Raw genomic sequence first — 12,050 nt, forward strand, 5'->3', positions numbered from 1 at the left:
TGACGAAGAAAGATAGGGGGCTTTTGGTCGATACCCACCTTTATCATCCCGGGCTTGACCCGGGATCCCGCTTTTTGACGCGCTCACTGATGTCGAGATCAAGCGGGACCCCGGATCAAGTTCGGGGTGACGACGGGCAACGATCGGTCGTCAGCCGACATCCGCCGCCTACTGCCCGATTTGCGCCGCCTTGTCGCGCAGGTCTGCCGCCGCCTGCTTGCTGCCGCGGCGCTCCAGCAGGTCGGCGTAAAATTCCATGATCCCCGCGTTGAGCGGTTGCAGTCGATAAGCGCGATCGATCAGCGGCAGCGCGCGGTCGTCGTCGCCCTTCGCCGCCCACGCCCGCGCGAGTTCGCGCAGGACCACGACGTCGCGATCGCCGATACGGCTGCGGACATGGTCGAAATGCGCGATTGCCTCGTCCCAATGTTCGATGTCCATCGCGAGATGGCCGGATAGTCGGTCGGCGGCGATGCTCGACGGCTGGCTGTTTCGCAGGGCGAGGATCGCGGCGCCCGACCCGGCCGCATCGCCGGCGCGAAACAGCGCATTGGCGAGCCGCAGCGTCGTCCGCTCGCCCGCGTCGAGATCGCGCGCGGCGCGATAGGCCTGCACGGCAAGCTCGTACCGCCCGCCGGCGAGGGCCGCGTCGCCGAGCAAGATATGCGCATCGGCGACGCCGCGGTTCGCGTCGCGAAGCTGCGTCGCGCGCGCAATCGCACGCGCGCTGTTCCCGCTCGCGAGGTCGGCCGCGATCGCGGGGATCGCCTTGGCGGGGTTGAGCGGCTCGGCGTTGGCCGCCATCGTCAGCAGGCCATAATCATCGTCGGCGGCAAAGGGCACCGCTTCGCCCGGCGCCAGCGCCGCCGCGCGTCCCTGATAGTCCGCCGATTCGATCCGCCGGCCGAGTTCGGCCGCAGAGCGCGCCGCGAGCAGCAAAGACCAGCTATCGGCGTCGGGGCGCCGGACCAGCGGCAGCAGGGCCTCGAGCGCGGCATCGGCGTCGCCGTCGGCCCATTCGGCCGCCGCAAGAATGCGCCGCGCCGTGAAATTCTCGGGCTGCTCAGCCAGCAGGCGGTCGGCCCATGTCGCCGCGACCGCCTCTCCGCCGAGTTCGAGCTCGACGACCGCACTCAACAGCATGAACGACGGTTGTTCGTCGAGTTCACCGCGCGTGCGCTGAAGCAGGCTGCGCGCGAGCGGATAATTGTCGGCGCGCGCCGCCAGCACGGCTTGCAGATAGAACAGGCGCGGGTCGCGCGGGACAATCGTCGCCGCGTGGCGCAGCGCAGTCAGCATATCGCGATACCGACCGAGGTCGCCGAGCGTCGCCGCCTGCTCGATCAACGCATCTTCATTGTCGGGGTCGGCGGTCAGTGCCCTTTCATACCAGTCGAGCGACGCCTTCAGCCCCTCCTCGGTCCGCACGAGATTGGCCTTGAATGCCAGCGCCGCGCTGTTCGCCTTGTCGAGCTCGATCGCATAGTCGACCGCGTCGCGCGCGCCGAGCACATCGGCGTTGGCGTCGCGAAAGCGCGCGACGTCGACCCATAGCGCCGAATTGCGCGGCAATTCATGCACCGCGCGGTCATAAGCTTCGCGCGCCGCAGTCAGATCGCCATTGCTCAAATGCACGTCGCCCGCGACCCACGCCGCTTCGCCGATCATCTCGGGAATGACCGGCCCGTCGTCGAGCGTCTGGAGCGCGCGGCTCCCCTCGCCCTGCATTGCATAGGAACGGGCCAGCAACGGACGCAGCGCGGCCTCCTTGGCGCCAGCCTCCAACGCGCCCTTGACCGCCGCTTCGGCCCCCACGCCGTCGCCCAGCCGGATCGCGACGCGCGCCAGTTCGACGCGCTCGGCGATGACCGCCGGATCGCTCGCGATCGCGCTCTGAAGCGCGGCCCGGCGTTCCTCGAGCGCCTTGCGCGGCGCGGCAGACGAACCGCCCCCGCACGCTCCGAGCAGCAGCGCCGCCAGCAGCAGCGCGCCCGTCCAGACGCGGCGCAAATCCATTCAGGCCTGCATCCGATACTGTTTGAGCAGGTCATAGAGCGTCGGGCGACTGATCCCGAGCAGCTTGGCCGCCGCCGAGATATTGCCCTCGCTCTGCGTCATCGCGCGGCGGATCGCGACGCGGTCGGCCGCCTCGCGCGCGCTGCGCAGGTTAAGCCACGCCTCCTCACCCTCATCACCGCCGCCGGCGAGATCGAGATCCTCGCGCATCACCAGCTTGCCGTCGGCCATGATCACCGCGCGCTTGATGCGGTTTTCCAGTTCGCGGACGTTGCCGGGCCAGCGGCCCTCGTCGATCGCCTGCAGCGCGTCGGGGGCAAAGCCGCGCACCCCAGGGTTCATCTCGGGCGCATATTGATGGAGGAAATGCCGCGCGAGCAGCACCGCATCGCCCGGCCGTTCGGCGAGCGACGGGATTTTCACCACCATCTCGGCGAGGCGGTAGTAAAGATCGTCGCGAAAGCTCTGTTCGGCGATCATCGCGTCAAGATCGCGATGCGTTGCGCACACGATCCTGGTGTCGACCGCGATCGCCTTCCGCCCGCCGATCCGCTCGATCGTCCGTTCCTGCAGGAAGCGGAGCAACTTGACCTGCAGCGGCAGCGGAATATCGCCGACCTCGTCGAGGAAGAGCGTGCCGCCATGCGCCAGTTCGATCTTGCCCTCGGTCGTTTTGACCGCCCCGGTGAACGCGCCCTTCTCATGCCCGAACAATTCACTTTCGAGCAGATTCTCCGGGATCGCCGCGCAATTGATCGCGACGAACGCTCCGTCGCGCCGCGCGCTCGCCTCATGCAGGCCGCGCGCAAGCAGTTCTTTGCCGGTGCCGCTCGCACCGAGCAGCATGACGCTGACATCAAGGTTCGCGACACGTTCGATCGTGCGCGTAACCTTCTGCATCTCGGGCGCGCCGGTAATCATCCCGCCGAGGACGCGATTGTCGCTCGTCCCCTGACTGGCCAACCGCGCATTCTCGACCTCCAACTCGCGCACATGAAAGGCGCGGCGGACGATCAGCCCCAGTTCGTCGATGTCGATCGGCTTCTTGTAGAAATCCCATGCGCCGCTCGCGATCGCGGTCAACGCGCTCGCGCGCTCGCCATGTCCCGATACGACGATCACCTTGGTGTCGGGTTTGATCTCCAGAATGGTTTGCAGCGTGCGAAAGCCCTCGCGCGTCCCGTCGGGATCGGGCGGCAGGCCGAGGTCGAGCGTCACCACATCGGGCTCCTCAGCACGCAGCAACTCGATCGCCGCGTCATGATCGCCCGCGACGAGCACCTGACAATCCTCATACGCCCATTTGAGCTGAGCCTGCAGCCCCGGATCGTCTTCGATCACCAGCAATTTGCGCAGATTGGCCCCGCTGTCGTTCATTTCGATCCCATTTTCATCACGCGGGCATCGCCCCCCATATCCTCGCGCGCATCGGCGAGCGGCAGCCACAATGTGAAGCTGCTCCCCTTGCCCGGCTCGCTTTCGACCTCAATCGCGCCGCCCATCGCCTGCGCGATCTGCAGCGCTTCGAACGCGCCAAGCCCAAATCCCGAATCCTTCGTCGACACAAAGGGCTTGAAAAGTTCGTCGCGGATGAACTCGCGCGTCATGCCACAGCCCTGATCGATGACATCAACACGCACCCGCCCTTGCTCGGCCACCGCGATGACCTGCACCGGCGTGTCCGGGTCCGACGCGTCGATCGCATTGCTGACGAGATGCTGGACGATCTGCCGGATCGCCCCCGCATCGGCCCATGCGGACAATCCCGCCTGACAGCCGACGAACAACCCACGGCGCGGACGCATCTCCGCGGCAATTTCGTTCAGCACCGGCTCGACCAAGGTCCGTCCCGCTTCCGCCGCCGGCCCGCGCTCACGTGGAGACAAACGGACGAGCAGGTCCGACAGTCGTCCGGCGGAAATCTTCAGCGTCTCGATCATGTCGGCGCGAAAATCCGGCTTGTCGGCATGACGCTCGGCGTTGCGCGCGAGCAGGCCGATCTGGCTCGCCAGATTCTTGATGTCGTGCATGATGAAGGCAAAGCGGCGGTTGAATTCGTCGAAACGCCGCGCCTCCGACAAGGCTTGCTGACTCTGCGATTCTGCAAGATAACTCGCCGCCTGTTGCCCGGCGATGCGCAGCACGTCGAGATCCTCCCAATCGAGCGCGCGCGAAACAGCAGGTCGATGCAAGACGACGACCGCGATCATCCGCTGGAAATGCAGCACCGGTACCATGACCCATGCGCGCGTGTCCGCGATCAGCCATTCCGGAATGGCGAGGTCAGCCCCTGCCTGCCCCCGCCGCTCGGCATCGAGGTCGACGATATGCTGTGTTTCCTGCAGCATGAAGGCCGAACGCAGAGAGAGTGTTGCATCCTCACTCCCACGATCCGGCCAGTGCCATTGCTCGGCGATACGAAAACCGCTGGCTGCACCCGGCAGCATCAACAGCGCGCCTGGGCTTCCGGTCAGTTCGGCCAGCGCCTTGGCGACGCGGCGATACAGATTGCGATCATCCTCGCCGCCGCCTTGTGCCAGCGTCGCCGTGAAACGCATCCATTCGGCGCGATAGTCATAACGATGCTCGAAGAAATGTTTGGAAATCATCACCGACAGCCACGCGCGCGAACGCGACGAAGCGAGCATCAGGCCACCGGCACCGATCGCGACGACCAACGAGATCGCCTGCGCCAGTTCGGCATAATCGCCGCCGACAACACGCGCGATGGCGCCCGTCAGTGCGATCACGATCAGATAGGCGGCCGCGCCCAGCAAGATCAGCGTGCGGGTGGCGGCGGTACGCGACAGGCGCATCCGCTCGCGCCCGATATCCAGTGCGGCGACGATATAGACGGGCAGGATCAGCAGCGCGATCGCCGGAAGCAGGGCAATCAGCATTGATGCTATTTCGCCGGTCAGTGCGCCGATCAGTTGGACGTTAAGCTCATAGGCCCACAGCATCGCAAAGCCGCCGGCGACCGCCATGACCGGCATCCGTTGGCCCGCGCTTGCATGGCGCACGCCGCCATCGATGACGAGCAGTCCGCCGATTGCGACGATCAGGGTCGCAAAGATCAGGGTCGGCGCCATCCAGGGCTCAGCGGCCGCACCTGCCCGCAAATGCGCCGCGGCGCCAAGCAGAAAGGTCAGCACGCAGATCGTCGTGAGCATCCGCAAAATAAGGCGCAGGGGCCGCGAGATCGGTGCTCGCGGAGACCAGAAGGTCGCACCGATCCAGCCGAGCATTGCGATGTCGCGCAACGCCTGAACGACCAGCGACTGCGACGAGCCCGCTCCGAAAAGTGCCAGAGCACCGCACCACGATGCCGTCGCCGCAGCCGCCAGCGTCAGCAGGCGTGGCGCCGGCATCAGTGCTGCCATCCGCGAGCGCGATCGCGTCAGGAGCCAAAGCGTGACACCGGAATAACATGCCAGCGCAAGGGCCGACAGGATCTGGGACAGGCCCGCGAGCGTGCTCACCGCTAGCGCGCCCCCTCCGGCCACAGCACGACGCGAACCGTCTGGAGCAGGATCAAAAGGTCGAGGAAGGGCGAGTAGTTCTTCGCGTAATAGAGATCATACTCTAGCTTCACGCGCGCATCCTCGACAGAGGCGCCATAAGGATAGTTGATCTGCGCCCAGCCGGTCAGTCCGGGCTTCACCATGTGGCGTTCGGCATAATAGGGCAGCTTCTTTTCGAGTTCCTCGACGAAGCTCGGCCGTTCGGGGCGCGGGCCGACAAAGCTCATGTCACCCTTCAGCACGCACCAGGTTTGCGGCAGTTCATCGATACGCAACTTGCGGATGATGCGGCCCACGCGCGTGACGCGCGGGTCGTTCTCGCTGGCCCACACCGCCTTGCCCGACGCTTCGGCATCGGTACGCATCGAGCGGATCTTGAAGATGTCATAGGGCTCGCCGAACATCCCGACCCGGGGCTGGCGGTAAAAAACCGGCCCACGACTGTCGAGTATCACGGCGATCCCCGCAACGACGATCAGCGGCAGGCCGACAACCAGAACCAGCAGGCTGGCAACGATGTCGAACAATCGCTTGCCGACTTTCGAAATCCGCTGTCCTGCCGAAAAGCCGTCGGAAAATATCAGCCCGCTCGGGTTGGTCGTCGCCAGATCGACGCGTCCCGTCTCGCGCTCGATGAAGCTCGCGATGTCGTTGACGTGGACGCCCGTCGTCTTGACGCGCAGCAAGTCGTTCAGCGGCAGCGCATTGCGACGCTCTTCCAGCGCAAGAACGACTTCGCCGGCGCGAAGCGCAACGACATGATCGGACAGATTGGCGATATCGTCGCGCGGAACTGCTCCAGCCACCGTCTTTTCCGCGGCGCTCATCGCGATGAAGCCGACCATCTCTAGCCCGCTTCCGGGGGTGTCGGCCAGAGCCGCCAGCCGAGCCGCACGCGGCCCGGCGCCGAGCACCAATATGCGGCGGCGAAATGCTTCCGTGCCCGACGATTGCGTGAGCGCGAGGCGGATGACGAACAGGACGGCGATGGCAAAGATCATCGCGTACAGGCTGTTGGCGCGCCACAGCGTCGCCGTCGGCAGCAGGAAACCGAGCACCGAGAGGAAAATCACCCCAAGCGAAATCGCGGCGAGCAGGCGCGCGGTCGCGAAACGCATCGAGCGCAGCCCTTCGTTGCCGTACATCCCGGTCGCCATCATCGCGAGCGAATTGGCAAGACCAAAGGTCAGCAGCGGCAGCCAGCGGCTGACCAGCGGCCCGGCGTCGAAACCCGCCTGATGCGCGTAAAGGTGCCATGCCCCCTCGGCCGATCCGAGCAGCGCGAAGAATTCGATCAACGCCAGCCATACGACAGCGTGCGGAACATAATGTTTAAACAGCCGAAACATGGGGGACCTTTCGCACTCGATACTATCGCCGAGGCGTCAACTGTCGGTTAATTTTACACTCGCTATATCGCGAATGACAAGGTGACCAGCCGCATTCAACAGGATAGACCGGAGGTATGACGCTGATGATCCAGCCTGTTATCCTGTGCGGCGGCGCCGGCACGCGCCTTTGGCCCGAATCGCGCGGTACCCGCGCGAAACAATTTCTTCTGCTTCACGGCCAGCGCAGCCTGTTCCGACAAACCGTGGAGCGCACTCCGGCGGGCGCCAATTTCATGCCGCCCATAATATTGTGCGGCGACGGGCATGTGGCGATGGTCCGCGAACAGATGAGCGACCGCGAGGAATCGCTGCTCGTCGAGCCAATGCCGCGCAACACGGCCGCGGCAATTGCACTCGCCGTCGCACGGGCAGACGCCGACACCTTGCTGCTCGTTATGCCAAGCGATCACGTCATCGCCGATGTTGACGCTTTTCACGCGGCGATCGGCAAGGGCGTGCGGCTCGCGCAACAGGACTGGCTTGTCACCTTCGGCATCACTCCCGACAGCCCCGAAACCGGCTTCGGCTATATCGCCGCCGGGCGCCCGCTTGGCGAAGATGGTTTTGCGGTCGACAGATTTGTCGAAAAACCCCCGCTCGCCGACGCGGAAGCGATGCTCGCAGCCGGCGGATACAGTTGGAATGCCGGGATATTTCTCTTCCGCGCGGCACGGATGCGCGACGCGATGCTGACGCATTGCCGCCCGATCTTCGAAGCGGCCGACCGGGCCATCGCCGCGGGGATGAACGACGGCGACGCGCTCTACGCCGACGCGATCGAGTTCGCAAAGGCGCCTTCCGATTCGATCGATTATGCGGTGATGGAAAAGGATGATCGCGTCGCGGTCGTCCCCGTTGCAATGGGCTGGTCCGACCTCGGCTGCTGGCACACGATCCACGCGCTCGCCGACAAGGACGATGCCGACAATGCCGTCACCGGCGATGCATTTCTCCACGAAAGCCGCGGCAACCTGGTCCGCGCGGGCGACAAGCGCGTCTCGATCCTCGGCATGGACAATATCGCGGTGATCGTCGACGGTGACGACATATTGGTCATCCCACTCGAACGCTCGCAAGAGGTTCGTGCGGCGGCCAAGGCGCGCGAATAGGCGGTCATGGGAGGATTTTCCTGCTTCGCAGAAGCGCCTTTGGGCCTGCTCGATCACGGTCCGGGCGAACTTCGCGATCGTCATTGCCACGACGATGCCTTTGTCGCGGTCGTGCTTGAGGGCGGCTATCAGGAAGCCGGTGACGAAGGGCGCTGGAACGTCCGTCCGGGCGACGCCCTGATCCATCATGCGTTCGAATCGCACCTCGACCGCTTCGAAGCAAAGGGTGCGCGCGTGCTGGTTCTCGCGCTGCCCGCCGAACTCGCTGCGACGCCGGCCGTGCGCGGCCGCGTCGCGGATCCCGATCGCCTCGTCCGCCTCGCCGAGCGCGACGCCTGTGCCGCATCAGCCCATTTCGCCGAGATGTTCGTCGCCGCCGGGTCTGCGGCGCTCGACTGGCCCGACCTGCTCGCCGACGATCTTCGCCGCCTCGCACCCTTCACGCTCGCGGACTGGGCCGAGCAGAAAGGCGTCCGCCCCGAGACACTCAGCCGCGGCTTCCGCGCGGCCTATGGTTGCACACCGAAATCCTATCGCGCCGACGTCCGCGCCCGCGCCGCGCTCGCCGCGGCTCGACTTGGCAACGAGTCGTTCGCCGACATCGCGCACCGCCTGCATTTCACCGATCAGGCGCATATGACCCATGCGGTCGCGCGGCTGACCGGGGCTAGCCCCGGTTGGTGGCGGCGACGTCAAATGGATACAAGACAACGCTGACCCGGCGCCGTTATACTCCACCAATACACACTATGGAGACCTCCCCATGCTCGACCGCCGTACCCTGATCGCCGCGCTGGCCGCGACGTCCGCCATTGCAGGCGTCCGCTCGCCCGCCCGCGCCATGCTCGCCGATGCGCAGACGGGCGAAGGCGCAAAACTCACTGCGATCTATGAACGCATCTACGACATGCTCGTCGACCAGGACCCCGAATTCGCGACGGCTCTTGGCCTCGACAAGGGTGACAACGCCGCCGCCAAGTCGAAACTCGCCGACCGCTCGCCGGCGGGGATCAAGCGCGGCCACAATCTTTACCGCACCGGCCTCGCCGAACTCAAAAAGATCGATACTTCAAAGCTATCGGGCATGGATCTCGTAAATTACGAAACTTTCCGCGGGCCGTGGGAAGATTATGTCAAAGCTTATGATAGCTTCAGCTATGGCCTTCATAGCTGGCCCGAACCGCATCCGGTGACACAGCTCAGCGGCTCTTACCGCTCGGTCCCCGACTTCCTGATCAACCAGCACAGCATCGCGAATGCCGCCGATGCCGAGGCGTATCTGGCGCGCTGTATCGACTTCGCGGTCCAGCTCGATAACGAGACCGGGCGGATCAAGGCCGATCATGCCGCAGGCATCATCCCGCCCGATTTCGTGATCGACCGCACGCTCGGCCAGTTCGACCGCATCTGGGCCCCCGCCCCCGGCGCCAACGGCCTGACCACTAACCTGGCGGCAAAGACGAAGGATATTCCCGGCGACTGGGCCGCGCGCTGCGCTGCGGTCGTCAAGGACCGCATCTATCCTGCGATGCGCCGACAGGCGGACGAGCTTCGCGCCGTCCGGCCCCGCGCGACGCACGACGCCGGCGTGTGGCGTCTGCCCAAGGGCGACGAATATTACGCCTATGCGCTGCGCTTTGCGACGACGACGAGCATGTCGGCGGAGGAGGTCCATAAACTCGGCCTCGACCGCGTCGCCGAACTCAGCGCGCGCGCCGATGCGATCTTCAAGGCGCAGGGCATGACCAAGGGCACGGTTGCCGAACGCATGCGCGCGCTCGGCAAGGACCCGCGCTTCCTTTATCCGAACACCGATGCGGGCAAGGAAAAGCTTATCGCCGAGCTCAACGCCCAGATGCAGGCGATCCAGGCGCGCCTGCCCGAAGCCTTCGGCCGCCTGCCCAAGGCGAAGGTCGAAATCCGCCGCGTCCCCGCGGATATCGAGGATGGCGCGACCGGCGGCTATTACCAGATCCCCGCGCTCGACGGCTCGCGCCCCGGCGCTTATTACATCAACCTGCGCGATACCGCCGAAAATCCGTCGTGGACGCTGCCGACGCTCACCTATCACGAAGCATCGCCGGGCCATCATCACCAGATCGCGCTGGCGCAGGAGGCGGAGGGCATTCCGCGCCTTCGCCGCCTGCCCGCCTATTCGGTCTATACAGAGGGCTGGGGCCTCTATGCCGAGCAGCTCGCCGACGAAATGGGTGTCTATGAAAACGACCCGTGGGGCCGGCTCGGCTATCTGCAAAGCTACATGTTCCGCGCCGCGCGCCTTGTCGCCGACACCGGGCTTCATCACTATCGCTGGACCCGCGAGAAGGCGATCCAATATTATAACGAGGCGCTCGGTACCCCCGAACCGTCGAATATCACCGAGATCGAACGCTATTGCGTGTGGCCGGGTCAAGCGACCAGCTACATGGTCGGCCAGACAAGCTGGGTCCGCATCCGTGAGAAGGCCAAGGCGACGCTCGGCAGCAAATTCGACCTGCGCGGTTTCCACGACACCGCGCTGTCGGCGGGCGCGATGCCGATTTCGGTACTCGAATCGGTAATCGACCGCTGGGTTGCAACCCAAAAGGCCTGACGCCGGAACCGAAAAGCCCTTCGCCTGCAAGCGCATGCGAAGGGCTTCTCGCGGCCGATTGCGGGAGGGAGTTCAATCGGGCCGGCAGATAAAATAGCTGTTCATCTGATCGTGCGGCAATTGGTGCACCTCGACGCGGAAGAAGTCCGCGTCGGCCAGCATCGCAAGCGCCAGTTCCTCGCCCCAGGCGGCACCGAGCCCGACCCCGCCCTGCCCCAGCGACACCGACATGCAATGCATGCACGACACGGTGTAGATGAAGGGCGCGAGCGGGTTGTCGAGGTTGCCGGCGACATCGGTCGCAGCGTGAATTTCCTGCATCACATAGGTGCCGCCGGGCTTGAGCAGCCGCCGGATGTGCCGCAGCACCACCGCCGGATGCGCCTGGTCGTGAATCGCGTCGAAGGTAAAGATCAGATCGAACCGCGCCTCACCCTCAAGCAAGGTCGCATCGACGCGCTCGAAACGGACATTGTCCAGCCCGCGCTCGGCGGCTTCGATCTCGGCCAGCAGCACTGTATCGGCGCACAAGTCATAGCCGGTAAAGCGGCTGTTCGGGAAGCGTTCGGCGAGGCGGATCATCGCCTTTCCCAGCCCGCAGCCGACGTCGGCGACATCGATCCCCGCCTCGAGCTGGCCAATCGTCCACGGCGCGAGGGGCAAGATCGCATCCTCCAGCGCCGCAACGACATTCTGATAGCTGTCCTCGGCCATGCATTCGTGGAAGCGGTCATATTCGCCGTAAGACAGTCCGCCGCCGTTTCTGAAACAGTCGACGATCCGCGTCTCGACCGCGCCGAGCACCGAAAGATATTGGAAATAGCTGCTCATCGACCCATAGGCAGCGTCGGTTCCAAGGAACGCGCCATGCGCTGCGGGCAGGATATATCTGCCGGTGCCGCGATCTATCGAAACAATCCCGGCGGTCGCCATCGCGCCCAGCCATTCGCGCACATAGCGTTCGTTGAGCCCGGCGCGTGTCGCCAACTCGTCGCTGGACAGCGCCCCCCCGCCCTTCATCGCGCTGAACAACCCCGTGCGGTGGCCGATCGCGATCATCAACCCGGCCATACCGTGGTTGACCATCGCGATCAGTTTCCCTGCGAACGCTTCTTCCTCCGCGCTGAGCGACTCTGATTCAATCACATCGGTCATGAGGTTCACATTGCTGCACATGGCGTTTCTCCGTCGCCTTGGGTCAGATGAAGATCAGATGCGGCATCACCGCAAAGATCAGAAAGGCGAAGCTGAGCGACGCCATTGCGGCGAGGGGTTCGCCATTCAGGGATTTGAAGTTACCGTACATTTTTAGCCTCCTTTGTTGGCGAGGCCGGAAATGCCCGCGCGCCGTGTGCGGCAGCGTTTGAGCGAGCGTTGTAATTTGCCGTGACAGCGTGGAAATTGCGCGGCAGGACGT

The 12,050-nt window shown here is 64.8% G+C and carries 8 protein-coding genes; 3 read left to right on the plus strand and 5 right to left on the minus strand.

Annotated features, from left to right (window positions below; genetic code table 11):
* Positions 1-168: 168 nt before the first annotated feature.
* From KEC45_RS09900 to KEC45_RS09915, 4 genes are read right to left on the minus strand one after another with little or no spacing between them, the layout of a single operon-like run.
* The gene (locus KEC45_RS09900; RefSeq protein WP_062179933.1) at positions 169-2,016 is read right to left on the minus strand and encodes a tetratricopeptide repeat protein; all 1,848 of its coding nucleotides are present in this window, start codon (positions 2,014-2,016) and stop codon (positions 169-171) included.
* Entirely contained in the window at positions 2,017-3,393 is a 1,377-nt protein-coding gene (gene prsR, locus KEC45_RS09905) for a PEP-CTERM-box response regulator transcription factor (protein WP_062179930.1), read from the minus strand.
* On the minus strand, positions 3,390-5,498 hold the full coding sequence (gene prsK / locus KEC45_RS09910; protein WP_062179927.1) for an XrtA/PEP-CTERM system histidine kinase PrsK: 2,109 nt from the start codon (positions 5,496-5,498) through the stop codon (positions 3,390-3,392). The genes prsR and prsK overlap by 4 nt, the downstream gene beginning before the upstream one ends.
* 2 nt (positions 5,499-5,500) lie before the next feature.
* The gene (locus KEC45_RS09915; RefSeq protein ID WP_062179924.1) at positions 5,501-6,889 is read right to left on the minus strand and encodes a TIGR03013 family XrtA/PEP-CTERM system glycosyltransferase; all 1,389 of its coding nucleotides are present in this window, start codon (positions 6,887-6,889) and stop codon (positions 5,501-5,503) included.
* A 125-nt stretch (positions 6,890-7,014) separates the two neighbouring features.
* Here KEC45_RS09915 and KEC45_RS09920 point away from each other — a divergent pair, with 125 nt between their 5' ends.
* The 3 genes from KEC45_RS09920 to KEC45_RS09930 are packed head-to-tail and all read left to right on the plus strand — an operon-like array spanning position 7,015 to position 10,633.
* Complete coding sequence (locus KEC45_RS09920; protein ID WP_083435909.1) at positions 7,015-8,040, plus strand: mannose-1-phosphate guanylyltransferase; 1,026 nt, start codon at positions 7,015-7,017, stop codon at positions 8,038-8,040.
* Positions 8,041-8,046: 6 nt separating this feature from the next.
* Positions 8,047-8,757 (plus strand): helix-turn-helix domain-containing protein, encoded by a 711-nt coding sequence (locus KEC45_RS09925; RefSeq protein ID WP_083435753.1) that lies wholly within the window; start codon positions 8,047-8,049, stop codon positions 8,755-8,757.
* A gap of 46 nt (positions 8,758-8,803) precedes the next feature.
* Positions 8,804-10,633 carry a DUF885 family protein gene (locus tag KEC45_RS09930; RefSeq protein ID WP_062179915.1) on the plus strand — a complete coding sequence of 610 codons (1,830 nt, stop codon included), beginning with the start codon at positions 8,804-8,806 and terminating at the stop codon, positions 10,631-10,633.
* Positions 10,634-10,705: 72 nt separating this feature from the next.
* On the opposite strand, the gene KEC45_RS09935 is transcribed toward KEC45_RS09930, so the two are convergent.
* Positions 10,706-11,809: a methyltransferase domain-containing protein gene (locus tag KEC45_RS09935; protein ID WP_252171990.1), complete on the minus strand. Its 1,104-nt coding sequence runs from the start codon at positions 11,807-11,809 to the stop codon at positions 10,706-10,708.
* Between the last annotated feature and the right edge of the window lie 241 nt (positions 11,810-12,050).

Origin of the sequence: Sphingopyxis sp. USTB-05, assembly GCF_023822045.1 — a bacterium.
Classification (GTDB): Bacteria; Pseudomonadota; Alphaproteobacteria; order Sphingomonadales; family Sphingomonadaceae; genus Sphingopyxis.

Coding starts and splice junctions, on each gene's coding strand:
- prsR (WP_062179930.1), bottom strand. CDS start 3,393: ATGAACGACAGCGGGGCCAATCTGCGCAAATTGCTGGTGATCGAAGAC.
- KEC45_RS09925 (WP_083435753.1), top strand. CDS start 8,047: ATGGGAGGATTTTCCTGCTTCGCAGAAGCGCCTTTGGGCCTGCTCGAT.
- KEC45_RS09915 (WP_062179924.1), bottom strand. CDS start 6,889: ATGTTTCGGCTGTTTAAACATTATGTTCCGCACGCTGTCGTATGGCTG.
- KEC45_RS09935 (WP_252171990.1), bottom strand. CDS start 11,809: ATGTGCAGCAATGTGAACCTCATGACCGATGTGATTGAATCAGAGTCG.
- KEC45_RS09900 (WP_062179933.1), bottom strand. CDS start 2,016: ATGGATTTGCGCCGCGTCTGGACGGGCGCGCTGCTGCTGGCGGCGCTG.
- KEC45_RS09930 (WP_062179915.1), top strand. CDS start 8,804: ATGCTCGACCGCCGTACCCTGATCGCCGCGCTGGCCGCGACGTCCGCC.
- KEC45_RS09920 (WP_083435909.1), top strand. CDS start 7,015: ATGATCCAGCCTGTTATCCTGTGCGGCGGCGCCGGCACGCGCCTTTGG.